This window comes from Bradyrhizobium sp. ERR14, assembly GCF_014198235.1.
GTDB lineage: Bacteria > Pseudomonadota > Alphaproteobacteria > Rhizobiales > Xanthobacteraceae > Bradyrhizobium.
In genome coordinates this window covers 236,933-262,800 of the sequence record NZ_JACIHD010000008.1, presented here as the reverse complement: position 1 = coordinate 262,800, position 25,868 = coordinate 236,933, and the positions used below count along the sequence as shown (strand labels likewise).

The following is a 25,868-nucleotide window of genomic DNA, read 5'->3' as shown; positions in this document are numbered from 1 at the left end:
TGCGGCCACTCCGCCGATCCACCGGCCGGAGAACGCGGAGGCCGCTACGAGACAGCCTCAAGAGCCGGAAAGTCCATAACGGATGTAGTGGCTGTCATGATAATAGTAGCTCCGATGACCGTCATATCGAGCCATTGCCTTGGTATCGGTTTTGCTGAGCACTGCCCCAATGAGCGACTCGTGAATGTTGGGTGCTGTGTGCAGCGCGTGCTGCACGACATCTATTTTGGTACGGCCCCATTCAACAACCAGAATGTAGCAGTCGATGAGAGATGAAGTGGCTCGGACATCAACCAACGGGGTCAGGGGAGGAAGGTCGACGATGACGTAGTCATAGTCAGCTCGCAAACGGTCGAACAGCTTGCTTATCGCGTCCGCGCAAAGAATTTCGCTGGTGTGAAGCAGGGGTCCCCGCCGCACGGCGGGCAAGAATGCAAGGTTGGTTGTCGGATCCCGCCAAATGGCGTCCGCCAGAGACCGGGTGCCGTTTGCAACTTCGATGATTCCGCTGACAGCCTTGGGCGCAAAGATAGCTGTTAGTGAGGGATTCCTGAGGTCGCAGTCGACGATGATGGCTCTCTTGCCGGTGTGCCCGATCAATTGCGCGAGCGAGGCCGCAATCGTGGTCTTCCCCTCATTCGGCAGGGCCGAGGTAATGCCGATGACCTGGGAGGAGATTTTCGCCGGATTGTGGTCGATGGCCAGCTTGATAGAACGAATTGCCTCCGTATATCGAGATAGCGGCATCCCGACCACGGTTCGGTGAATTGCGGTTGGAGACGAAACTATCCGCTGCTGGTTATCATCATCGGTTTTCAGGAGCCGAACTGACGGCTTCGGAGACTTGCGGGCGGGTAACAACGGGACCATAGATAGGCAAGGCAATTCCAACACAGTTTCCAGTTGGGAGGAGGTACGAAAGACGCGGTCCATGAGGTCTCTGAGGAGCGCCAAGCCGATGCCCACTCCAAGACCGCCAAGGATGCCCAGCGCCAGTACCAGCCTTGTCTTTGGCTTGCTCTTGCTGGGCGGTGGCGAAGCGGGAAAAAGGACCCGTGTTTCTGAGACAGGAAATGTCTCCTGCTGTGCGGAGCCCATGTAACGCTGCAAGAAGGTCTCGTACAGGCTGCGCAAGCCCTTCGCCCGGCTATCTAGATCCTTGATAGTCAACTCGGCAGAATTGACTGAACGAGACTGCGAAACGGACTTGGACAGTTGCTTTTCGACTTCTTCCTGGCGCTGTTTGGCGAGTTCGAACTCGCTTCGGCTGACTTCGGCAAGTCTTCTGACTTCGTCGAAAATGGAGACACGAAATTCTCGCGCGCGATTCCGGACATTGACGACTGCCAGGTGGTCGCGACCGACCCTGGCGGACAACTCGGCCTCGCGTCTCATGAGTTCTAGATACTGCTGGCGCAGCCCCGTGATGATCTGACTGTTCAGCGCATCGGCCCCGACGGCATCCAGATTGGCCATCGAGGCCGGATTTTTCGGATCGGACGAGGTAAGGAGAGTTTGATAGCGAGCCAATTTGGCCGTGGCTTCAGAGGTCTGGGCGCGTGCGGCAGCCAATCGATTGTTGATCTCCGTGATCTGCTGCTCGTCGATGGGCTTTCCATCCAGAGAAACAATATTGTTCTGGGCCTTGTAGACGTCGACGGCCCGTTGTGCAGTGAGGGCCTGGTCACCAAGGTCGCGCAGCCTCTCCTGCAGCCAGCTTGTTGCCCTGCGATTTGCGTCGAACTTTGCGTTGAGCTGGTCCGCAACATAGGCCTTGGCTACGGCGTTGACGATCTCCGCGGCTCGAACCGCGTTGCTCGAACTGAAACTGATCTCAATGATGTTGCTGTACCCGATACGTCCCGCTGAAAGTCGGCCGAGAAATGCGTCTACCATAGCGTCCGATGGTTCGCCCTGCGTATCCGAGGGCGCTTCCTTCTTCGGTCCATTCGAGGCAAATGACCGGATTCGCTGCCAGAGCGACTGTAGAGATGGCCCCGACGCCTTAAAGTCCGGATCGTCCGTCAGTTTCAACTGATCGATCACCGCAACCGCAATTGCCCTTGATCTCAGGAGCTGAAGCTGGGTCTCGATCTGACCGAGATCGTATGCCGGCTCGGCGACGAGCGATTGCTGCTGGACAAACTGGGGTCTTGGATTGGCTAACAGGATCTGAACCTGCGCCGTATAGGTTGGAGATACCAGCCGGAGATAGAGCACGCTGGCCGCAGTGATGAGTCCAGCAGTGACAAGGATCACGAGATATTGGCGTCGCAGAAGCCCGATCGCGAAATTGATGACGTCGTTGATCCCACCGCTGTCTGCCTGGACGGGTTGAGCAAGCCCGTTCACCGCCAGCCGTAGTTTATCCGTGTGTTGAAGATTGTTCTGGAGCATCACGTACCTATCCGACTGAGCCACGTTGAGGCCGCCCGCCCGCAGACCAGCGTTCAAGAAGGACGTACCAAGCGGCGAGGGATTATATACCTTATAAAAATCTGCTTGCCAAATTAAATGAATCATCTATTAATTGAAACGAGATCGAAAATCAATGAGCGCGTCATTTTGGGCCAAATCGTGGGAAAATAGTATTGTATTTCCGTCACTTAAGGTCTATGCAGTGTTTTTATCAAAAATAATGCGATGGTTAGGGGCCGGTTTGGCCTGGCAAAGAATTAATTCCATCGGGGATTATGCCCTCCGCATGGAAACCCGATTCTGAAGTGAGGGCCGGCAGGAGTACCTAATGCTGGAACTGCGATCCTTGGCGATCCCTGATGTCAAAGTAGTTCGAACAGATCGGTTTGCCGACGGCCGCGGCTACTTCTGTGAGACCTTCCAGCGATCGGCCTTTGCCGAAAAGGGTATCCTCCACGACTTCCTGCAGGACAATCAGTCCAGCTCAGACCGCATCGGCACGGTACGTGGCCTGCACTTCCAGCGACCGCCCTTCGCCCAGGCGAAACTCATACGGGTGTTGAACGGGGCCATTCTCGATATTGCCGTCGATCTCCGGCGGTCATCGCCCAACTTCGGCAAGCATATCGCCATCCAGCTGGATAGCGAAAGTGGTGAGCAGGTGTTCATTCCGAAGGGGTTCGCGCATGGCTTCTGTACGCTGCAACCCAAGACCGTCGTCTTGTACAAGGTCGACCAGGTCTATGCCCCGAGCCACGACGGCGGCGTCTATTGGGCTGATCCGACGCTAGCGATCAAGTGGCCCGTGACGATCTCTCAGGCTCAGGTGTCACCAAAGGACCAAACCCTTCCTGCGTTCAACCAGCTTGGTTTCGTTTTTGAGTAGTGGAGACGAGTAGAATGCGTATCCTGGTGACCGGCGGAGCGGGCTTTATCGGTTCTGCGGTGTGTCGCCGTCTGGTGCTGCAGACTGGTGCCGCAGTCATCAACATCGACAAGTTGACATACGCAGCCAACCCAGTTGCGCTGGCGAGCATCGAGACGCGGAAATCTTATGCGTTCCTGCAGTCCGACATCTGCGATCGCGAGGTTATGGATCTCGCATTCGCCGATTACGAGCCGGATGCGGTCATACATCTGGCCGCAGAAAGCCACGTCGACCGTTCGATCACCCGGCCCGACGCCTTCGTCAACACCAATATAGTTGGCACCTACACGCTGTTGGAGGCCGCCAGGACCTACTATGAGCACCTGCCGCTTCTGAGACGCAAGAAATTCCGCTTCATCCATGTATCGACGGACGAAGTCTACGGTTCATTAGGGCCCGACGACTTGTTTCGCGAAGACACGCCCTACAGGCCGAGTTCGCCGTATTCGGCCAGCAAGGCCGCCTCGGATCACCTCGCGCTCGCGTGGTTTCGAACCTACGGTCTGCCGGTCATCGTATCGAATTGCTCGAACAATTATGGGCCGTACCAGTTCCCGGAAAAGCTCATTCCGCTGACAATCCTCAATGCGATCGATCGGAAGCCTCTACCAGTCTATGGCGACGGCAGAAATATTCGCGACTGGCTTCACGTCGATGATCATGCCACCGGCTTGATAAGACTGCTCTACGATGGGAAACCGGGCGAGAAGTACAATCTTGGAGGAGACAGCCAGCGATCCAACTTGGAGGTCGTCACCCAGATTTGCGACGTGCTGGATCGATTGTCCCCGGGCGCGGGAGCGAGACGATCTCTGGTTACGTTCGTGCCGGATCGTCCGGGGCACGATGCGCGCTATGCGATCGACGCGTCGAAGGCACATCGCGAACTTGGCTGGGGACCGACGAGAACCTTTGAAGAGGGCTTGGCCGAAACCGTCGGATGGTATCTCAAGAATCGCGCATGGTGGGAGCGTGCTCGCTGCGGTGTCTATGACGGCACGCGTCTGGGTCTCCTGGCTGCCCAAAACTGAGGTGAAGATGACAGATCGCCCCATCCTCATTGCCGGACGGAATGGTCAGCTGGCAAGGTGTCTTCTTGATCTCGGTGCAATGCGCGGTCTGCCTGTGGTGGCCCTCGGGCGTCGAGAGCTCGATCTGGAGGACCGCGAGGGGATCGACAAGCTCATCGCGTCGGTCGCGCCGGCTGCGATCATCAATACGGCAGCCTACACCGCGGTAGATCAGGCCGAATCCGAAGCAGCGAAAGCCTTCAGCATCAACCGCGATGGCGCGGCGGCGCTGGCAGATGTCGCGTGGCAGATGAACATTCCACTCATCCATCTCTCGACCGACTATGTGTTCGACGGTGCGAAACCGGATGCCTACGACGAAAGTGACATTCCTGCGCCGTTGAATGTCTACGGTGCCTCGAAGCTCGCCGGCGAAGCTGCTGTTTTGGCCGCGCACCCGCTCGCGACCGTGATCAGGAGCTCGTGGATTTACTCTCCCTATGGCAGCAACTTCGTTCGAACGATGCTGCGGCTATGTGAGAGCCAGCCCATTGTGAGGGTTGTTCGGGACCAACATGGAAATCCGACCTGTGCATTCGACCTCGCGGAGGCCGTGCTTCGGATCGCAGAACGGTCAGTAACGGACGATCGCAGGGCGACGGCCGGCATCTTTCACCTTGCTGGCGGAGGCGAGACGAACTGGTACGACTTTGCGCAGGCGATCTTCGACGCGCGCTCCCGTCGCGGAGAGCGGATTCCGGCGCTCGAGGCGATCACGACGGAAGAGTTTCCGACCGCTGCGCGTCGGCCTCGAAACTCGCGCCTCGACTCATCCAAGGCCGAACGCGTGTTCGGGATTCGACTGGCGCCCTGGCGCCATTCGCTCAAAGCCTGTCTCGATCAGTTAGCGGGAGAAGGAGAAACCAATGCTGAAGGGAATCGTGCTGGCTGGCGGCAGCGGAACGCGCCTCTATCCGATCACGCGCGTCGTCAGCAAGCAGTTGCTCCCGATCTATGACAAGCCCATGATCTATTATCCCCTGTCGACGTTGATGTTGGCAGGGATCCGCGAAATTCTGATTATTACCACGCCGTCCGATCGGTGTCAGTTCGAGCGGTTGCTGGGCGACGGGAGCCAATGGGGCATTCGGCTCAGCTACGCCGAACAAGCCCGTCCCGCCGGTCTCGCGGACGCCTTCATCGTTGGTGCCGATTTCATCGGAAACGATCGTGTAGCGATGGTTCTTGGGGACAATATCTTCTTCGGGGATGGCCTGAGTGAACTGCTTGCCAAGGCGGCGGGACGTGAGGAAGGCGCCACGGTTTTCGCTTATCACGTGCGAGACCCAGAACGATATGGCGTGGTCGCGTTTGATGAGGCGGACCGCCCTGTATCGATCGAGGAGAAACCCAACCGACCGCCTTCGAACTGGGCAATTACGGGGCTCTATTTTTTCGACAACCGGGTTGTACGCTACGCTCGTCGCGTCGAGCCATCGCCCCGCGGAGAGCTCGAGATTACCGATCTTCAGATGCGCTACCTCTCGGCCAGCGCGCTGCACGTCGAGCGCATGGGACGGGGGTTTGCCTGGCTGGATACCGGCACGTTCGAGTCTCTCGTCGACGCAGGGATGTTCGTGCAAACCCTAGAAAAGCGGCAGGGAATGAAGATTGCTTGCCTTGAGGAGGTCGCCTTCAGACTCGGCTTCATCAATCGTGATCAGGTGCGCGCGCTCGCGCAGCCGCTGGAGAAGAGCGGTTATGGCAAATATCTGAACGAAATCACTCGGCTGCCGCATCACGCTTCGCAATAATAGCGGTACCAAGCCGATAATTATAAATCACCTGAATGATGTGCACCATTGAATTGACGGACGGTTTAAAATAGAATTAAATCGATAAGGCTCGTTTAATTAATCGGTTTAGCCATGCTTGTGCAAAAGGCGAACGTCTTTGGTCGGGGAGCCCGGGCCGTTTTCCCAGGGGAACTTTCCCCCGCCTTTTGGCCAGAATCGGCGTTCTGGAATGCGTTCGATGGCCCCGATCCATCCGTCCTCTGGAGCCAACCGTTTGCTGATCCCTCGGCGAGCGAGGATTCGCGTCTGCCGCTTCCAGCTGGGGACGCCGGTTTCGCCCGCGCGTCGTCTGGGCCCCGCTCGGGCGATCTGCCAGACTCGCGCGGCGCCTTGCCCCGTCTCTTCCCATCTTTCCAGTCGCGATTGTCTGCTCTGCTGTCTTCGACGTCTTTGACGAGCCGCCATCAGGGCTTGGTCCCGACGATCTCAACTGTAGCAAACGAGCGGACGCCGCCGACATCATCATCGGTTTCGACCCCGAGCTCCACCCACTGGACCAATTCGAGCGACGGGGTCTGGAATGTCGCTACGAACTGGAGCGCCGGCGTCCCAGGGATCATTGACTCCGCGGTGCTCGATGCGGCGGGAGCGTATGTCGTCACCAGCACTGCCCGTGTTGATATTGGGAGCCTGGTCGTTGATGCAGGCGCGACGCTTTCGATCGGTGCCGGGTCGCCCTTTGTCGTCGAAGGCGATGTACTGAACAACGGGACTGTCGAAGTTGGGGCGTTCCTTGGTAATCGCATTGCTACAGGGGACTTTAAGGGCGACGTCAAAGGCACGGGATCTTTCGAAATTGCAGACAAGGCGATCCTGGAGATCGGAGCTTCGGTTTCGGGGCAGTTCTTGAATGGATCGTTCTCCGGCATAACCGTGTCGTTCGACACGGAAGCTGGCACGCTGGTCCTCGATCAGTCGGCCAGATTCCACGGGTTGATCGCAGGTTCGTCCCCGGGCGCGCCGCTTTCGCCGGGGAACCTCATCGACCTGAAGGATCTACCCTTCACATCCTCGATGTCGGCAACCGTCCACTACGACAACAGTTCGAATATCAGCGTGGTCGATTTCAGCAACGGTGCCGCAAGTGCCACTTTGCTGTTTTCGGGGATGGACCTGAATTGGAATTTCAAGAGCGATGGGCAGGGAGGCACTATTGTCTCCGATCCACCCACGAATCCCACCGTACTGGAAAACCAGAAGCCAGGCACGCCGAGAAGTGTCTGGGAGATCCAGCCGGGCGACAATTCGACCCTGACCCAGGGATTTGCGACAGCAATCAGCACCAATGTCGGCGGGACGGTCCAATTCAAGATCAACAATCTGACGGGCAACCCGAACTATCACGTCGATGTTTACCGGCTAGGCTATTACGGCGGCGATGGTGCCCGGCTGGTTACGAGCCTGCAGCATCAGGCCGGAGCCGCGGTCGTCCAACCCGCTGCACTACGTGATCCGTCGACCGGTCTCGTCGATGCCGGCAACTGGAGCGTAACCGATTCCTGGAGCGTGCCAACCGATGCGGCCTCGGGCGTCTACATCGCCAACGTCATCAACGGCACCGAGATTTTCCAGATCCCGTTCATCATACGGAACGACGCGTCGCACAGCGATATCGTTCTGCAGACGAGTGATGAGGACTGGCAAGCCTACAACGGTTGGGGAGGGGCCAACCTTTATTTCGGAAACGGACCGGGCGTCAACGGATCGGCCTACGCGGTCAGTTACAATCGCCCGCTGGTGACGCGTGACGGCACTGGAACCTTCTCCGAGGGGGGAGACTCTCCGTTCACGGCTGAGATTGCGGCCATCTATTGGCTCGAGCAGAACGGTTACGATGTTTCTTACATTTCCGGAATCGATGCTGCGACAAACGGCTCGTTGTTGCTCAATCACAAAGTCTTCATGGACGCGGGGCATGACGAGTACTGGACCGAAGCGCAGCGCGCCAACGTAGAGGCCGCAGCGCACGCTGGTGTGAACCTTGCGTTTCTCACAGCCAACGAAATTTTCTGGAAAACAAGATTGGCACCCAGCATCGATGGCAGTGGAACAGCCAACCGCACGCTCATCAGCTACAAGGATACGCACGCAAATGCGCTGATTGATCCATCAGGACAGGCGACCGGCAACTACTCTGACCCGCGGTTTGGTGCCCCTCTTCCCTCGAATGAATTGACCGGTACATTGTTTGCGGTCAACGCATTCCGGTACGATACGATCACGATACCGTACTCGATGACCCAGTTGCGCTTCTGGCGCAATACGGCCGTCGCGCAAACCTCACCCGGACAGACCGCCTCGCTCGTACCCGGCCTATTGGGCGTTGAATGGGACGTCGCGCCGGACAACGGATTCCGTCCGGCGGGGTTGGTCAGTGTCTCGTCTTCGACAGTCAATGTGGACGGAAAGTATCTGCTTGATTACGGCAACACGTTCGGAGCAGGCACGGCGACCCACAATCTCGTGCTGCATCGAGATCCCGTTAGTGGCGCACTGATATTCTCAGCCGGTTCAATCAACTGGCCGTGGGCGCTTGCCAGTGACCACGACGGACCTGCGACTCCAGTGGACCCAAATGTCCAGCAGGCGATGGTCAACCTCTTCGCCGACATGGGGGTTCAGCCGGCGACGCTGCAGGCGAACCTGGTCGCCGCGATCCGGTCCACAGACACTACGGCGCCGACCTCTGCGATCAGCAATCTCTCGGCTACCAGCGTTGTCGAAGGGCAATCGATCACGGTGACGGGTACGGCTGCTGACGCGGCGGGAAAGATCGCCGGCGTCGAAATCTCCACGGATGGTGGAACAACCTGGCATCCAACCAACAGCAACGTCGGCGCGGCGAACGTGACGTGGTCATATACGTTCATCACAGGCGCCCAGGGGACATATAGTCTCAAGACCAGGGCGATCGACGACAGCCTGAACCTGCAAACACCTGGTACGGGCACGACCTACACGGTCACGCCGTCTTCCAGCCTGTCGCTCTTCAGTCCGACCGACACGCCTGCGGTGATTTCAAACGGCGATTCCGGCGCAGTTGAAGTCGGCCTCAAATTCGTCCCTACCGCGTCGGGCAAGATCACCGGCATTCGCTTCTACAAGGCGCCTGATAATACCGGCACCCACATCGGCGATCTCTGGACCACCAACGGCACGCTACTCGCGAGCGCCACCTTTAGCAACGAAACAGCGAGCGGCTGGCAGCAGGTTGATTTCGCGACGCCTGTCAATGTTCAAGCGGGCGTCACGTATGTCGCCTCCTATCACACCAACACCGGCCACTATTCCTCGACGGACTTCTATTTCATCGACTATGACGGCATTACGAAAGGTGCGCTCACCGCGCCCGGTAGCAGCCTCAACGGCGTCTATGCCTACGGCAGTAACCCGACTTTCCCCAGCAACGCGTCCTCGATCGACGCCGCGAATTACTGGGTGGACGTCGTCTTCAGCGATTCAGGCCAGACGTCGCCGCAAGCTCGTGACGACGGTGGTTTCACGGTCAGCCAGAATGGTGTGCTGAACATTGCGGCATCAACGCTGCTCGCGAACGACACCAACCCGTCCGGGCTGACTTTCTCGATTTCCAGCGTCGGTAACGCGGCCAACGGAAGCGTAAGCTACAATTCGCAGAACCAGACCGTGACCTTCACGCCCACCGCTGGTTATGCCGGGGCGGGGAGTTTCACCTACACGATCACGGACACGAGCGGCCAAACCGGCACCGGCCAGGTGTCGCTCAAGGTTAATTATCCGGCCTCGGCGCAGAGCCTGTTTGGCACCAATGATGCGCCGAGCGTCCCCAATGGCGGCGATACCAGTCCCATCGAAGTCGGCGTCAAGTTTACCGCATCCGTGAACGGGACGATCACCGGCCTGCGCTTCTACAAGGGATCGTCGAATACGGGTCCCCATATTGCTGATCTCTGGAGCTCGACCGGAACCCTGCTTGCAACCGCCACGTTCACGGGCGAGACCGCCAGCGGCTGGCAGCAGGTCAACTTCTCCACCCCCGTCGCGATCACGGCAGGCACCACCTACGTCGCGTCCTATCACACCAACGGCAATTATTCCGGTACCCAGAACTATTTCACGACATCGCTTGCCAACGGCCAGTTGACGGCTCCGGCCGGCAGCAACGGGGTCTATGCCTACGGATCCGGAAGCACGTTCCCGACAAATACCTTCAAATCCTCGAACTATTGGGTCGATGTCGTCTTCAACGGCTCCGCCGCAACCAGCGCGCCGCAAGCGAATGCCGACAGCGGCTTCACGGTTAGCCAAAATGGCGTGCTGAATATTGCGGCATCGACGCTGCTCGCGAACGATACCAACGCGTCCGGATTGGCTTTCTCGCTCACCAGCGTCAGCAACGCGGCCAATGGAAGCGTAAGCTACAATTCCCAGAACCAGACCGTGACCTTCACGCCCACCGCCGGCTATGCCGGGACGGCGAGTTTCAGCTACACGATCACGGACACGAGCGGCCAAAGCGGGTCCGGCCAGGTGTCGCTCAAGGTCAATTATCCGGCCTCCGCGCAGAGCCTGTTCGGCACGAGCGATGCGCCGAGCGTTCCCAATTCCGGTGATAGCAGCCCGGTCGAAGTCGGCGTCAAGTTTACCGCATCGGTGAACGGGACGATCACGGGCCTGCGCTTCTACAAGGGATCGCTCAATACCGGTTCCCATATTGCGGATCTCTGGAGCTCGACCGGAACGCTGCTTGCAACCGCCACGTTTGCGGGCGAGACCGCCAGCGGCTGGCAACAGGTCAACTTCTCCTCCCCTGTGGCGATCACGGCAGGCACCACCTACGTCGCGTCCTACCACACCAACGGCAACTATTCCGGTACCCAGAACTATTTCGCGACGTCGCTTACCAACGGCCAGTTGACGGCACCGGCCGGCAGCAACGGAGTCTATATTTACGGAGCCGGAAGCGCGTTCCCGACGAACAGCTTCAAATCTTCCAACTATTGGGTCGATGTTGTCTTCAACGGCTCCACCGCCGCCAATAATACGCCGCCAACCGCGGTTGCTGACGGCGCGGATGCGACCGAGAAGGGCGGCGCGAACAACAGCACTGGCGGTTCGCCCGCCATCGGCAACGTGCTGACCAACGATATCGATCCCGATTCCGGCGACACCAAGACCGTCACTGCATTCAGCTTCGGCTCGACCAACGGGATATTCAATACCCCTCTCGCGGGCGCACACGGCACGCTCTTGCTCAGTGCCTCAGGTGCCTTCACCTATACGGTGAGCGAGAACGATGCGGCCGTGCAGGCCCTGCGGCAGTCGAGCAATACGCTGAGCGATGTCTTCAACTATACGATGCGGGACGCCGCCGGCGTCGCATCGTCGACCACCCTTACTGTCACCATTCACGGCGCCAACGACGCGCCGGTGCTGGCGATCCAGACCGGAAGCCAGGCTGCGACCGTGGGCTCCGTGTTCTCTCTGACGCTGCCCGTCGGCACTTTCACCGATGTCGATGCCGGCGACACGCTCACCTACGCCGTAACTTCGGCCCTTCCCGCCTGGCTCACGTTCAATGCTCAGACCCGTACCTTTAGCGGCACGCCGACGTCTGCGAACGTTGGCACGCTCAGCGTTACGGTCTCTGCTGCCGATCTGGGCAATCTCACGAGCAGTGAGACATTCAATATCGCAGTGTCGGCAGTTCCGTCAACGGTGAGCCTGTTCTCGAGTTCGGACACCCCCGCACTGCGATCCAATGGGGACACATCTCAGGTCAATCTCGGCGTGCAATTCTCATCCTCCGTGGCAGGCACGATTACCGGCATCAAGTACTTCAAGAGTGCAAATGACCTCGGCACTCATACGGGATCGTTGTGGAGCAGCACCGGCGCGCTGCTGGCGACCGCGACTTTCACGAACGAGGGCAGCAGCGGCTGGCAGACCGTCACGTTCAGCAGTCCCGTAACCATCACGGCCGGCGCCACCTATGTCGCAAGCTATCACAGCAACGGCCACTATGCCTCCACCACCAGCTACTTCACCACCGCCCGCACCAACGGTCCGCTCACGGCTCCTGCGAGCGTCAATGGCCTCTACACTTACGGAACAAGCAATCTGATGCCGACCAGCAGCTATAGCGCAAGCAACTACTGGGTCGATGTGGTGTTCAACAGCTCGAGCGGCGGCGCCAACCAGTCGCCCGTCGCTGCGAACGACAGCGGCTTGGACGCCACGCAGAACGTCCCCTTTGCGATTCCGGCCTCGGTACTGCTTGCCAACGACACCGATCCGGACGGCAATACGCTCACGATCACGGGTGCGAGCGGCGGTACGAACGGGGTCGCCAGCTTCAACGCCCAAAGCAACAGCGTGATCTTCACTCCTACGGCCGGCTACACGGGACCGGCGTCCTTCAACTACAGCATCTCCGACGGCCATAGTGGTACCGCCAGCGCACTCGTCTCTCTCGATGTGAACGCTGCGTCTTCGACGACTGTGCGCCTGTTCAGCGCAAGTGATGAGCCCAGCATTGTGGCGGCCAATGATCCAAAGTCGGTGGAACTTGGCGTCAAGTTTCAGACGTCCACCCCGGGCGATATTGTCGGCATTCGCTTTTACAAGGGTCCATCCAACACGGGCAGCCACGTCGCGGATCTCTGGAGCAGCACCGGGACTTTGCTGGCAACGGCGACCTTTACCAGCGAAACGGCCGACGGCTGGCAACAGGTCAATTTTGCCACGCCCGTGACGATCATGCCGGGAACGACCTACGTCGCGTCCTATCACACCTCCGGGAATTACGCGGCCGATCCGGGCCTGCTCGCAAACGCGATTACCAACGGACCGCTGACGGCCCCATCGTCGTCATCGATCGGCGGCAACGGTGTGTTTGCGTACGGGACGGACAGCCTATTCCCGACCAACACCTACAACTCAACGAGCTATGGCGTTGACGTAGTTTTCAGGCCGCAGCTGGCAGCATAGGAGACGTAAAGATGCACGCCGAACTTTATACCGATGGAATCGAAGAAATTACCGTCAGCGGCACCATCGTCCGTGTCGATCTGGTCAGTCTTTCACCGACGGAGCGCGACGCAAACAATGCCCCCAAGCGAGTGTTTTCGCAGCGATTGATTTTTTCGGTCGAATCCTTCGCCAATTCGGTCGATGTGATGCAGAAGGCGCTTCAGGGCCTAGTTGACGCGGGCGTGGTCCGGAAGAATCCGTCAGTTCAGTCGCACAACGGTGGGTCGGGAATACATGATGCGCTGGAGCCCAACACACGGTCTCTGAATGTCTCTTCGAATTTCCGCTGAAATGGACGTCGCTGGCGGCGCGAAAGACCAGGTTGCGGATACGCCCGCGCCCGGATTGTCAATGCAGACGGCATTGGAATGCCTGTCCAAGGTCTCCGGTCACCATGGCATAGATCTGCCAGTCGAGCGCTTAAAGCGTGCCTACGCGGTAGCCGCCCCGATCTCGTTGAATCTTCTGTTGCGCATGGCGAAGGATGCGGGCTTGCGCGCGAGAAGCACGGACCTGGATTGGGGTGCGCTGACTCGTCTCGGAGAAGCCTATCCGGCGCTGGCGAGGCTCGCCAATGGCAACTGGATCGTTGTCCTTGGCGCGGGACGGCGAGCTGACGGCGCCGAGGTCGTCAGCATCTTCGACCCCCTAGCCGACCGCAAGCACGAGGTCTTGGTTGTTGATCGCGACCGCTTCTGTGCCCAGTGGGCTGGCGACACGATCCTGATCAAGCGCGAGCCGTTGACACAAGATGGTCGGAGGAGTTTCGGCCTCCGGTGGTTCGTACCGGAATTGCTTCTTCAATGGCGACTGTTCAGGGACGTCGCCATTGCCGCCATCCTGCTCTACGCGTTGGGCCTCGTCGTCCCGATCTTTTTCCAGCTCGTCATCGACAAGGTTCTGGTTCACGAGAGCTTCACCACTCTTTATGTACTCGCGGCAGGAGCAGGCGTAGCGCTCGTCTTCGACGCCATATTCGGCTTTCTGCGGCGCTACTTGCTGCTGTATGCGACCAACAGGGTCGACATTCGCGTTGCGACGAAGACGTTCGGTCATCTCCTCGGGCTGCCAGTCACCTTCTTCGAACACATGGCCGCGGGGGTACTGGTCAAGCACATGCAACAAGCGGCGCGGATCCGCGAGTTTCTGACCGGGCGACTATTCTTGACGACCCTCGACGCGCTCTCGTTGTTCGTCTTCCTGCCGGTCCTTGCGCTCTACAGTGTCAAATTGACCTTGATGGTCCTGGCCTTCACCGCCGCGAGCGGCGCTGTTGTCGGCCTGCTCATGGGCCCTTTCCGGCGACGTCTTTACGATCTCTACCAGGCGGAAGGTGCGCGGCAGGCTCTCCTCGTCGAAACAGTCCATGGTATGCGCACGGTGAAGACGCTGGGCATGGAGCCAGCGCAGAGCAGGGTTTGGGATAGCCGATGTGCGCAGTCCGTGACCATGCGATTCGGTGTCGAGAAGATTTCCGCAGGCGCCCAGGCGCTCACCGGATTTCTCGAGAAGATCATGACGCTTGGAATCATCTCTGTCGGAGCACTCGATGTCTTCGCCGGAGAAATGACAATCGGCGCGCTGGTCGCTTTCAACATGTTGGCCGGCAGGGTCTCCGGACCACTGGTCCAGCTCGTGACCATGGTGCACGAATACCAGGAAGTGGCGCTTGCCGTGAAAATGCTCGGCGAGGTCATGAATCAGAAGCCTGAACGTGACGGTCGGAAAGATGGGCTGCGGCCCGACCTCGCCGGCAAAATCGAGTTCGACAGTGTCTCTTTCCGCTACGGAGCCGAGGGAGCGCCGGCGCTTGACGATGTCTCCTTCACCATCGAGCCAGGCTCGATCTTCGGGATCGTGGGCCGAAGCGGCTCCGGCAAGACGACGCTCACAAGGCTGATTTCGGGCATGTATCCGGTGCAGCAGGGGCTGCTACGTATCGACGGATATGATTCGAGAGAGCTCGACCTGGCCCACCTGCGCCGAAACCTCGGAATCGTCTTGCAGGATAATTTCCTGTTTCGCGGGACGGTTCGCGACAATATCGCCTGCGTGAAACGTGACGCGACCTTTGCCGAGGTCGTCGCCGCAGCGCAGCTCGCTGGCGCCGATGAATTCATCGAGAGGTTGCCCCGTGGCTTCGACACCATGCTCGAGGAAGACGCCTCGAACCTGTCCGGCGGGCAGAAGCAGCGACTCGCGATCGCGAGGGCTCTGATTGTCAATCCACGAATCTTGATTTTCGATGAAGCGACGAGTGCCCTCGACTCCGAAAGCGAAATGATCATCCGGCGCAATCTCCGCCGTTTGGCGGCAGGGCGTACCGTCATCATCGTCTCGCATCGGCTGTCGATGCTGACCGAGGCAAGTCAGATCCTGGTGATGGACCGCGGCCGAATCGTCGACGTGGATCGCCACGACTATCTCCTGTCGAAATGCACCATCTACAGACACTTGTGGAACCAACAGATGAAGCAGATTGCATGAAGGAGACGAGGCCATCACGCGCAGATGCGAAGCCGATCGGCCTGGTTCCGGCCAGACCGGTCGAGCGACGGCGAAAGCTATTCAGGTCATCGCCGAGGCGAGCGCCAGTCATCGCCGAATTCCAGTCCGATGCCACCGAGGTCGAGCAGCAAGCGCCGCCGCGGCTCGCGCGTCTCACCCTCTACGGCATACTTGCGCTGATCGTCTTCGCGATCACTTGGGCATCCGTTTCGCAAGTGGAGATGATCGTCACGGCGCAGGGAAAATTGACGACGACACGTCCCAACCTGGTTGTGCAGCCGCTGGAAACGTCGGTCATACGCGAGATCCATGTCAAGGCCGGTGACCGCGTCAACCGCGGCGACGTTCTGGCGACCCTCGATCCGACGTTCTCGCAAGCGGATTTCGATCAATTGCGCGGCAGAGTGGCCGGTTTCGATGCCTCGATCGATCGGCTGGGCGCCGAATTGAATGGAGCCGAGTACGCCGTCAAGGAGCTCGCGAACGCGGACCAGGTCCTGCAGGGCAAGTTGTTCTTGCAGAGGAGGGCCGCTTACGAAGCGCAGATCCAGAATTACGACGCGCAGATCGCTTCCGCTCAAGCCAATCTCAAGACAGCACAGAACGAAGAGGCGGTTCTCCTTCAGCGTCTTGACACGATGCGTTCAATTGAAGCCATGCGCACCACACTGATGGACAAGGAAGTCGGTTCGAGGCTGAACTTCCTATTGTCTCGCGAGGCACGGCTCGAGGTCGAGAGCAATTTGGCGCGTGTTCGTGGCAGTATCGCCGACACGACGCATCGGCTGGACAAGGCCCGCGCCGACCAGAAGGTCTTCGCCGAGGAGTTTCGTCGTACCACTTATCAGGAATTGGTGGAGACGGTGCCGAAGCGTAACGGCGCAGCAGAGGAATTGAAGAAGGCCGAGCTTCGTCGACAGTTGATCGTCTTGCAGGCGCCGGCAGATGCCGTGGTGCTGGATATCGCGAACCGGACAGTCGGCTCGGTGGTTCGCGAAGCGGAAACGCTGTTTGTCCTGGTTCCGCGTGACGTGCCTCTTCAGGCGGAGGTCAACGTCGAGGGGCGGGATATCGGTCAGGTGGCGCTTGGACAAGCGGTTCGGATCAAGTTCGAAGCGTTTCCTTTTCAGAAGTATGGAACTGCGACGGGAGAAGTCCGCGTCATCAGTCAGGACACGTTCTCGCCGGATACGAAGGCCGAAGGTGCGCGCCGTGCGCCAGCTCCCTATTACCGCGTACTGGTCGATTTGTCGGACACGCACCTTCGGCTTCCTCCTGAGCGTATTCAACTGATTCCGGGGATGGCGGTGACGGCCGAACTGAAAGTCGGCAAGCGCACCGTGATTTCCTATTTCCTCTATCCATTGCTGCGCGGATTGGATGAGAGCATCCGGGAATATTGACCCGGCTAGGGATGGTAAATGACCATGATCATTAGTCCAAATTTTGGGGTGAAGCTCCTGGTGCCCACGGCTTCGAGTAAGCTCTCGCACAATTCACCGCTGGTGAACTATGCGCTCAATGGGCTGGAACGTTGTTGGTTACCTGAACATCGCCGGTGGTCGCACATTTTCCATCTCGATGGACGTCCTTCGCCAAACGAGTCGGTACCGAACAGCGACGTATTCTATACGCTCAATGTCTTACTCGGGATGTCGCGCGTCGCTGGAATTCCGAGTGGTCTTGATCTGCCCGAAATATTCAGCCGCAACGCTTCGCTACTCACGAGGCTTCCGGTGCGCAAGTACGCCTTCGGTATGGCGCTGTGGAGCGCCGCCGAGCTCGGCCTCGAAACGCCCGAGCCGGTCAAACGCGAGCTGACGGCCATTCTCGCCGACGAGTCCAGGTGGAAGAGCTTTCGTGCGCAGGATATTGGCATGCTGCTCACGGGAGTCGTGGCTCAGGCGAGGGCAGGCGAGAACGAGTGGTGGCGCTACGCCGGGCCGCTTTTTCGTTTCCTGAAGGAACGCTTCCACAGCGAATCGGGATTGTTCTTCGATGCACCGTTCGGGTTTCGCCGCCGCTTCTCGTCATTTGCGACGCAAACTTATCTCTCGATCGCCTGCTATCAATATGGCGAATTTGCCGGAGACGCGTCCGCGCTTGTCATGGCCGATACTTGCGTGCGCAATCTGATAGCGCTTCAAGGCCCACAAGGTGAATGGCCCTGGTTTCTCGACACGATGAGCGGCCGCGTCCTTGATTTCTATGAGGTCTATTCGGTTCATCAGTATGGAATGGCCCCGGCGCTGCTGGAATGCGCGGAGCGCTTTGGGCAGAAGGGATCGCGGGACGCCCTGGTCAAGGGATTCAACTGGGTACTTGGCCAGAACCAGCTGGGCCGGGCCATGCTCGTGCCTGAACTGAGCCTGACCCTCCGCTCGCAGGTTCGCAAAGGCGAATTGACAACGAAGGCGCCGCGCGCATTGCGCGCAGTCAAGAACGCCTGGCTCGGAAACGGGCAGCGACTGATCGACGGCACTGACGTGGAAGTTCGGCTTGAGTGCCGTAGCTACGAGCTCGGCTGGATTCTGTGGTCATTCGGCCGGCGCACCGACTTGCCGGGGCTGACCAACAACTGTGCCTTCGGCGGCGCCTGACAGAATTGCCTTCGCACTAACGATTCCAAGCGACTGCTCGCCGGCCCCGCAGGTGCGAGATCATCGTCATGGCGCGGTGCGCCCGGACGGCACACAATACGGCAATAGCTTTGAGGCGGACGCCGCTACCATGGAGGCGGTCGCTGGTCAGCACAGTCACAGCGTTTGGCGCGAGAGATGCGAAGACCAGCAACGCCTGCGCGAGCCAGCGCAATTGCCAAACAGGCTTGCCTTCCGCCATGTTGCGGTAGTGCGCGATGTGTCGATCCCATTTGGCGTAGAGCTCCCGAAGGGAGCTCCGGGCGGGATGGAAGACGATCATCTCGGGAGTGTATCGAAATCGAAGTCCCGCGCGCAGCGCACGCTCTCCCCACTCCATGTCTTCGGCGATCTCAATGCCGGCAAAAGGGCCGACGCGATCGAAATCGCGGCGAAACACCGCCATATTGCCGGTGCCGGAATAACCGTGGCGCTCGATATAGAGCTTGAAGCGATAAGCGAAGACGCTCTCGTATGCCGCAATGGCGTCGAGCTCCGCATTTTCCGGGTGCCAAATGCGAACGTCGCCCCCGAGAACTGTGCCAGCCGGCGACAAGTTGAACCATTTCATTACGCTGCTCAACCAATCCGGATGGGCCCTGCAATCGGCATCGATGAAAGCGAGGATCTCGCCGTTGGCCGCAGCGACACCCGCATTTCGCGCCGGACCGGGACCCGGATGCGGTTCGTGCTGCAGCCGTACACGAGGATGGCCGCCAACGATGTCTGTTGGGGGCGTTGCCGAGCCGTTGTCCACCACGATGATCTCGAACGCGTGCCGAGGCAGGGTCTGCGCGTCCAGGCTTCGCAAGCAGGATTCCAGCGCGTCAGGCTGGTTGAGATGCGGAATAATGACCGAAATCATTAGTTAAATCCTCTATTTAATTGACTTTGGATCTGCTGCCCGCCTCTTGCGTGTAGGCCCTGATATTCCGCTGTCAGGCGCCAAATTCTATCCTATTTAAACCTTGCTATTAAATATCCGGTGCGTATTATCTAGATAATAATCTTAAATGCAAACTTAAACAGACCGTATTTGTTTCTGGGAGGTAGGTTCCAATGCGCGCCTCATTTCTGGGATGTCCCGTTGACCTGCTGACAATGGCAGAAACCGTCGATCTGGCGCGCGGGGCTATGCACAGCCGGCGAAGGCTGCAACATGTGGCGCTGAACGTCGCCAAATTCGTCAATATGAGGTCTGATGCCGTGCTCGCGGCCGATGTCGCCAACAGCGATGTCGTCGGCCTCGACGGCATGGGGATCGTTTGGGGCGCTCGAGCGCTGGGACTTCCGGCCACGTCGCGCGTCGCGGGCGTGGATCTCCTCGCCGAGTTGCTCGCGGTATGCGCGCATGAAGGCTTCAAGCCTTATTTCCTGGGAGCGACCCCCGGCGTGCTGCACCAGGCGATGCAGAGCGCGCGCGAGAGGCATCCCTCGCTTGTCTTTGCGGGCTGGCACGACGGCTACTTCAAGCGCGAGCAGGAGAAAGACGTCGTACGAGACATCCAGTCCAGCGGGGCCGATTGCCTCTTCATCGGCATGCCGACGCCCCGGAAGGAGCGCTTTCTCGCCGCTCACCGCGATGATCTCGGTGTGCCTTTTATCATGGGTGTGGGTGGTGCATTCGATGTTCTGGCAGGTACCGTTCGGCGCGCGCCAGTACGGCTTCAGAAGCTCGGCCTCGAGTGGCTGTACCGCATCTATCAGGAGCCCGGGCGGATGTGGTGGCGATACGCCAAGACGAACGCGCTGTTTGCGGGCGTGCTGGCGCAAGCGCTCTTCAGGCAGGCGCTTCGGCACCCGCTCGGTGCGCCCGGCGCCGTTCCCCCTGGTCCGAGCCGGATCGGGGGTTGAAGCGTGGGCAAGCATTTTTTCATCCTTCTGGGAACCCGGCCGGAAGCAATCAAGCTGTTTCCGGTCATCAACCGACTCAAGGCTGAGAATCGCAAGGACATCGCCGTAACGATATGTGCGACCGCACAGCACCGGCAGCTGCTTGATCAGGTCCTCAAATTGGCCAACGTGGTCCCGGATTTTGATCTCAACGTCATGACGACAAACCAGACGCTGGATCATCTGACCGCCCGGCTGCTCGGACAAATCGGCGAGCTCCTCGAAAAGGTGAAGCCCACCAGGGTGATTGTCCAGGGCGATACGGCGACTGCCATGACGGGTGCACTGGCATCCTATTATCACCGTATACCGGTCTCGCACATCGAGGCCGGACTGCGCAGCGGCGACATCTTCGCTCCGTGGCCCGAGGAGGTGAACCGCAAGATCGTCGGCTCGATCGCCGATCAACATTTTGCCCCGACGGAGCGCGCGGCCCGCGCGTTGCGTTCTGAAAACGTGGCTGATGACCGCATTCACGTGACCGGAAACACGGTGGTGGACGCTCTCATCCTCGCGAAAGCCATGGTCGAGTCCGATCCGGGACTGGCGTGTCGCTGGGACGGCATCAAGAAGCGTCACGGCAATCGGCGCATCATCCTGGTGACTTGCCATCGCAGGGAGAATTTCGGTGGCGGCGTCACCAACATCGTGAACGCGCTTGAGACCATCCTGCAGCGGGAAGATGTCGCCGTGGTGCTCCCTGTGCACCCGAATCCGAATGTCCGCGACCTGTTTGCGTCTCGGTTGTCGGATCACCCGCGGGTCGTCCTCATTTCTCCTCAGGAATACACGGATTTCGTCAGCCTGCTCTCGATGTCGTATCTGGTCCTGACAGATTCAGGCGGCGTCCAGGAGGAGGCCCCCACTTTCGGGAAGCCGGTCCTGGTAATGCGCGATACGACCGAGCGTCCCGAAGGCGTGGAAGCCGGAACGGCGCGCCTGGTTGGCGCCAACTACGACAGGATCGTTGGCGAGACGTTTCGCCTGCTCGACGATGACGAGACTTATGCTGCCATGGCGCGTTCGCACAATCCGTTCGGTGACGGGCACGCGAGCGAGCGTATCGTGAAGGTGCTTCTCGATGCCTGAATTCCAAAAGATAAACGTCATTGGGCTTGGCTATATCGGGCTGCCGACCGCGGCGTTGATTGCGAGCCGTGGGCTGCAGGTGGTCGGCATCGATACAAACGAACGCATCGTCGACACCGTTGCATCCGGCAAAATTCACATCGCCGAGCCCGATCTGGACGGTCTCGTCTCCAAGGTCGTGTCGAGCGGTGCGCTCACGACGTCGAGGAAGCCGCAGCCGGCGGACGTGTTCATCATCGCGGTGCCGACCCCGATCGACCACGATAACCGTCCAGACCTGGCAAGCGTTCACGCCGCGGTCGACAACATCGTGGACCTTCTCGCGCCAGGCAATCTTGTCATTCTTGAATCGACATCGCCGATCGGGACAACCGAAGCCATCGCAAAGCGCATCGTTGAACGCAGGCCGGAGCTGCACATTGGCGTCAACGGCCGGGAGGATGGAGCGATCTACGTCGCATACTGTCCCGAACGCGTGTTGCCAGGGCGGATCTTGACCGAGCTTATCAACAATGACAGGTGTATCGGCGGGATTACGCCAACCTGCACGCGGCGTGCCCAACGCTTCTACAAGATGTTTGTTCGCGGCGCCTGCGTCGGCACTACGGCGCGCGCGGCCGAGTTGGTCAAGCTGACGGAAAACGCCTTCCGCGACACCAACATAGCGTTTGCCAACGAACTCTCGCTGATCTGCGACAGGTTCGATATCAACGTCTGGGAGGTGATCGATATCGCCAACCGTCACCCTCGCGTAAACGTACTGCGGCCGGGGCCGGGCGTGGGCGGGCACTGCATTGCGGTCGACCCCTGGTTCATCATCGACTCTGCGCCCGATCTCGCGCGAGTGATGCGAACAAGCCGCGAGGTGAATAACGCCAAGACCCGGAAGATCATCGAGAACGCAGAGGCGCTGATCGACGATCATCCCTATGCGAACGTTGCCTGTTGCGGATTGACGTTCAAGGCGAACGTCGACGACGTGCGTGAAAGCCCCGCCTTGGAGATTGCCACGCATCTCGCGGCCAAATACGGCGAACGGATCAAGGTCGTCGAACCGAATCTGCGCCGTCTGCCGTCTCAGTTGGCCGATTATCGCGTCGCGTTCGTGACCATCGATGAGGCCCTCCGGAGCTGCGAAATTGCGGTTCTTCTCGTCGATCATGACGAATTCAAAATGGTGCCGTTGGCGGAGCGCCGGCACCTCGACGTCATCGATACGCGAGGCATATGGCAGGATATGCCGGCGCGAACCTAACGTGCAGAATCGTAGTTTCCCCGAATGGATCGAGGTCAGTATGCGAGATAGTCAGCTGGGAATCGGGGTCGTGGGATACGGCTATTGGGGGCCCAATCTCGTTCGCAATTTCTCGATCAATCCCGCCGCCCGCATCGTCAGCGTGAGCGACCTTGATCCAGGCAGGCTTGCCGCCATCATGCAGCAGTACCCGGGGGTCGCGACCACCGCGCGATATGACGACCTGCTGAAGGACGCCTCGATCGATGCAATCGCCATCGCCACGCCGGTGCACACGCATTACGAGCTGGCAATGGCGGCGTTGAGAGCTGGCAAGCACGTGTTGGTCGAAAAGCCCCTTGCGCCGAGTTCAGAGCAGGTGATGCGCCTGATCGACGAGGCGGATCGGCGCGGACTGATTTTGATGGTCGATCATACCTTTCTCTATACCCCGGCGGTTCAGAAGATTCGTGAGCTGTTGCTGAAGAGCGAGCTCGGAGACGTCTACTACTACGATAGCACACGCTCGAGCCTCGGATTGTTCCAGAAAGACGTAAATGTGATCTGGGATCTGGCAGTGCATGACATCTCGATCATTCATCACATCTTCGATGAGGAGCCGATTGCGGTATCGGCAACGGGATCGTGCCATGTCGTCGGTTCGCCGGAAAACATGGCGCATATCACATTGTTCTTTGCCAACGCATGTGTGGCCCATGTCAGCGTCAACTGGCTCTCGCCTGTCAAAGTCCGTCAGACTTTCATTGGCGGCAGCAAGAAGATGATCGTCTATGACGATCTCGAACCGACCGAAAAGATCAAGGTCTATGACAAGGGAATTACGCTCGACAGGCCTCCCGAGAGTGCCCATCAATTCCGGATTGGATATCGCGCTGGTGACATGTGGGCTCCGCATATCTCGCCTAAGGAGGCACTGCAAACGGAGGTCGAGCACTTTATCGACTGTGTGCGCACCGGGACGCGGCCGATCTCCAGCGGCATGTCCGGGCTGCGGGTGATCGAGGTGCTCGAGGCAGCTTCTCGATCAATCGCGAAGCAGGGCAAACCAATCCCGATAAGGCAACTGCCGCGGATGCTACCGGAGCGGGCCCGGGCGACGGCTTGATGGGCGGCTTGGCCGTGGCTGTTGGCCAGATCAGCCTCGGGACGGAGTCTCGATGAATTCAGTGCATCGTTCAGTCCTGTTTTCCGGGGTGGACCGCTATGCCGCCCTTGTGCTGTTCCTTGTCTCGACCGCAGTTCTGTCGCGTCTGCTGACGCCGGGCGAGTTCGGGGTCTTTGCGGTCGTCAATGCACTTACCGCCGTGATCGCCGCCGCCTTTCAGGAGTTTGGAGGGGCAAACTATCTGATTCAGAAGCATGAGTTGTCGCGCGGCACCATTCGCACGGCGTTTACTATCACCTGTATCATCTCGCTGGCAGTTGCGCTAATCCTGTCAGCTGGGGCCGACGTCGTATCGCAACTCTTTGGGCGGGACAGCCTAAGGCAAGGTATCCAGGTTTCTGCGCTGAACCTCCTCCTTCTACCGGTCTCAGGAACGTTGGCTGCCCTGTTTCGTCGTGACATGCAGTTTGGGACGCTCGCGATCTGCAATCTTGCAAGCAACATGACGGTCGCGCTGGTTTCGATCGGGCTGGCACTCCTGAACTTCAGCTACATGGCTCCGATCTGGGGTGGTGTGGCAGGGAGCATGGTTCTTACGGCCTTGCTGCTGAGTTCGTACCGGGATTTCGGCGTGTTGCGCCCTTCGCTGTCCGAATACCGCGAGGTCCTCAGATTCGGTCTCTATTCCAGCGGTGTCAGCGTCATCAATATCTTCTACAACCTCGCACCCCAGCTCTTTCTCGCGAAGATTCTCGATTTTACGGCTGTGGGTCTCTATAGCCGGGCGATCAACCTGACTCAGGTATTCGACAGGCTCGTCACGCAGGTGCTGAACCCCATCATCATGCCGGCGATCGTGTCGAGGCGTGCAGCCGGGGCAGATCTAAAGGGCGTGTATCTGGACGCGGTCCAACTGCTTTCCGCGGTGCAGTGGCCATTTCTCACCTTCGTAGCGATCATGGCAAAGCCGATCGTCTTGATCTGGCTTGGCGGAGCCTGGTTGGAGGTCGTGCCGTTGGTGCGGATTCTCTGCCTTGCAAATCTGGCGCTATTTGCTGCGTGCCTGACATATCCCGTGTTCCTGGCGGTTGGACGCGTGCGCGACGCGCTTGTCTCGTCCTTCATCTCGTTGCCACCGTCGCTCCTTGCCCTTTTGGGCGCATCCTTTTTGGGCGTGGAGGCGGTCGCAGCGTGCGCATTGCTGACGTTGCCGTTCCAGGCGGTAGTGGCGATATACTATCTCAGTCGGCATCTTGCGCTGCGGCCAAGCGAGTTTGGCCGTGCCGTTCTCAAGAGCGGTGTCGTCACGATGGCGACCGCCGCCGGCGTAGGCGCCTGCGCGCTGTTGATCGAGGCAGGAATTCTCAATTTCGTTGTAGGCCTTATATCGGCGTTTGTGGTCGCCGCCTTCTGCTGGTGGTGGGGATTGATCGTAACAGGGCATCCTCTGCTGCAGCACCTTCGTCAAGCTGCGACGGGTCTCGTCGAGATAGCGCCCAAGCTGCGCCCGTCACGCTTGGTACTGTAGTGGTTTTGCTGGATTGTAGAGACAGGGAAACTAACATGCCAATAAAGGATACCCAGCTTGGTCGCGATGTTCGCATCCTGCATCCAGACCTGGTCAACCTGTATGGCTGCACCGTCGGCGACGAGAGCAGAATCGGAACTTTCGTCGAGATCCAGGCGGGGGCAGAGATAGGTGCGCGTTGCAAGATATCGTCGCACAGCTTCATTTGCGAGGGCGTCACGATCGAGGATGAGGTGTTCGTCGGTCATGGCGTGATGTTCACGAACGACAAATATCCGAAGGCAACAACCGCGGACGGTCGTCCTCAGCAGGCTTCGGACTGGACGCTGCAGCGCACGCGGGTCGGTCGGGGGGCTTCGATCGGCTCGAATGCCACCATCCTGTGCGGTGTGACGATCGGAGAGGGCGCCTCCGTAGGTGCGGGTGCGGTGGTCACTAAGGATGTTCCGCCCGGCGCTATCGTCGCGGGAGTGCCCGCTCGGGTCCTATCCGCAGCTGAAAATACGCTCCTGAGCGATCGTCGCTCGTAAGAACTGCTCCATAAACCATTTTTAGCGCGATATATATGCGTCGCAATTTAATGCTTGATTTAATATGATTATGAGAGTTAATATTTTATTATAATGTT

At 59.1% G+C, this 25,868-nt stretch carries 17 protein-coding genes; 15 read left to right on the top strand and 2 right to left on the bottom strand.

The genetic code is table 11. The features are described 5' to 3' along the window. Positions 1–57: 57 nt before the first annotated feature. Positions 58–2,397: an AAA family ATPase gene (locus GGD62_RS23505; protein WP_183236130.1), complete on the bottom strand. Its 2,340-nt coding sequence runs from the start codon at positions 2,395–2,397 to the stop codon at positions 58–60. Between the two features lie 349 nt (positions 2,398–2,746). On the opposite strand from GGD62_RS23505, the gene rfbC reads away from it, so the two are divergent. The 9 genes from rfbC to GGD62_RS23460 all read left to right on the top strand — a co-directional run bounded on the left by rfbC (position 2,747) and on the right by GGD62_RS23460 (position 18,331). Continuing rightward, positions 2,747–3,304, top strand: coding sequence for a dTDP-4-dehydrorhamnose 3,5-epimerase (gene rfbC / locus GGD62_RS23500; RefSeq protein WP_018316118.1), 558 nt, complete (start codon positions 2,747–2,749; stop codon positions 3,302–3,304). Between the two features lie 14 nt (positions 3,305–3,318). Next, complete coding sequence (rfbB, locus tag GGD62_RS23495; RefSeq protein WP_183235978.1) at positions 3,319–4,377, top strand: dTDP-glucose 4,6-dehydratase; 1,059 nt, start codon at positions 3,319–3,321, stop codon at positions 4,375–4,377. Between the two features lie 7 nt (positions 4,378–4,384). Beyond that, positions 4,385–5,374: a dTDP-4-dehydrorhamnose reductase gene (gene rfbD, locus GGD62_RS23490; RefSeq protein ID WP_183235977.1), complete on the top strand. Its 990-nt coding sequence runs from the start codon at positions 4,385–4,387 to the stop codon at positions 5,372–5,374. Next, positions 5,283–6,170, top strand: coding sequence for a glucose-1-phosphate thymidylyltransferase RfbA (gene rfbA / locus GGD62_RS23485; RefSeq protein WP_183235976.1), 888 nt, complete (start codon positions 5,283–5,285; stop codon positions 6,168–6,170). Before rfbD ends, rfbA begins: the two co-directional genes overlap by 92 nt. A 612-nt stretch (positions 6,171–6,782) precedes the next feature. After that, a complete protein-coding gene (locus tag GGD62_RS23480) occupies positions 6,783–13,181 on the top strand; it encodes a DUF4082 domain-containing protein (RefSeq protein WP_312014281.1) in 6,399 nt (2,132 codons plus the stop codon). 11 nt (positions 13,182–13,192) lie between these two features. Further along, positions 13,193–13,513, top strand: a complete 321-nt coding sequence (locus GGD62_RS23475; RefSeq protein WP_183710426.1) for a hypothetical protein — start codon at positions 13,193–13,195, stop codon at positions 13,511–13,513. A gap of 1 nt (position 13,514) precedes the next feature. After that, complete coding sequence (locus GGD62_RS23470) at positions 13,515–15,710, top strand: peptidase domain-containing ABC transporter (protein ID WP_409333961.1); 2,196 nt, start codon at positions 13,515–13,517, stop codon at positions 15,708–15,710. Next, positions 15,707–17,134 carry an HlyD family type I secretion periplasmic adaptor subunit gene (locus tag GGD62_RS23465; protein ID WP_246800254.1) on the top strand — a complete coding sequence of 476 codons (1,428 nt, stop codon included), beginning with the start codon at positions 15,707–15,709 and terminating at the stop codon, positions 17,132–17,134. The genes GGD62_RS23470 and GGD62_RS23465 overlap by 4 nt, the downstream gene beginning before the upstream one ends. Before the next feature lie 18 nt (positions 17,135–17,152). After that, a complete protein-coding gene (locus GGD62_RS23460; RefSeq protein ID WP_246800252.1) occupies positions 17,153–18,331 on the top strand; it encodes a hypothetical protein in 1,179 nt (392 codons plus the stop codon). Between the two features lie 16 nt (positions 18,332–18,347). Here the strand turns inward: GGD62_RS23460 and GGD62_RS23455 are convergent, their stop codons facing one another. Continuing rightward, the gene (locus tag GGD62_RS23455) at positions 18,348–19,235 is read right to left on the bottom strand and encodes a glycosyltransferase family 2 protein (protein WP_183235975.1); all 888 of its coding nucleotides are present in this window, start codon (positions 19,233–19,235) and stop codon (positions 18,348–18,350) included. Between the two features lie 194 nt (positions 19,236–19,429). On the opposite strand from GGD62_RS23455, the gene GGD62_RS23450 reads away from it, so the two are divergent. From GGD62_RS23450 to GGD62_RS23425, 6 genes are read left to right on the top strand one after another with little or no spacing between them, the layout of a single operon-like run. Continuing rightward, on the top strand, positions 19,430–20,224 hold the full coding sequence (locus tag GGD62_RS23450; RefSeq protein WP_179731110.1) for a WecB/TagA/CpsF family glycosyltransferase: 795 nt from the start codon (positions 19,430–19,432) through the stop codon (positions 20,222–20,224). A gap of 3 nt (positions 20,225–20,227) precedes the next feature. Continuing rightward, positions 20,228–21,352 (top strand): non-hydrolyzing UDP-N-acetylglucosamine 2-epimerase, encoded by a 1,125-nt coding sequence (gene wecB, locus GGD62_RS23445; protein ID WP_183235973.1) that lies wholly within the window; start codon positions 20,228–20,230, stop codon positions 21,350–21,352. Beyond that, a complete protein-coding gene (wecC, locus tag GGD62_RS23440) occupies positions 21,345–22,607 on the top strand; it encodes a UDP-N-acetyl-D-mannosamine dehydrogenase (RefSeq protein WP_038948907.1) in 1,263 nt (420 codons plus the stop codon). The genes wecB and wecC overlap by 8 nt, the downstream gene beginning before the upstream one ends. A 40-nt stretch (positions 22,608–22,647) precedes the next feature. Beyond that, a complete protein-coding gene (locus tag GGD62_RS23435; protein WP_183710523.1) occupies positions 22,648–23,712 on the top strand; it encodes a Gfo/Idh/MocA family protein in 1,065 nt (354 codons plus the stop codon). A 52-nt stretch (positions 23,713–23,764) separates the two neighbouring features. Beyond that, positions 23,765–25,240: an oligosaccharide flippase family protein gene (locus GGD62_RS23430; protein ID WP_183710424.1), complete on the top strand. Its 1,476-nt coding sequence runs from the start codon at positions 23,765–23,767 to the stop codon at positions 25,238–25,240. A gap of 35 nt (positions 25,241–25,275) precedes the next feature. Then, positions 25,276–25,770 (top strand): acyltransferase, encoded by a 495-nt coding sequence (locus GGD62_RS23425; RefSeq protein ID WP_179731103.1) that lies wholly within the window; start codon positions 25,276–25,278, stop codon positions 25,768–25,770. Positions 25,771–25,868: the final 98 nt, after the last annotated feature.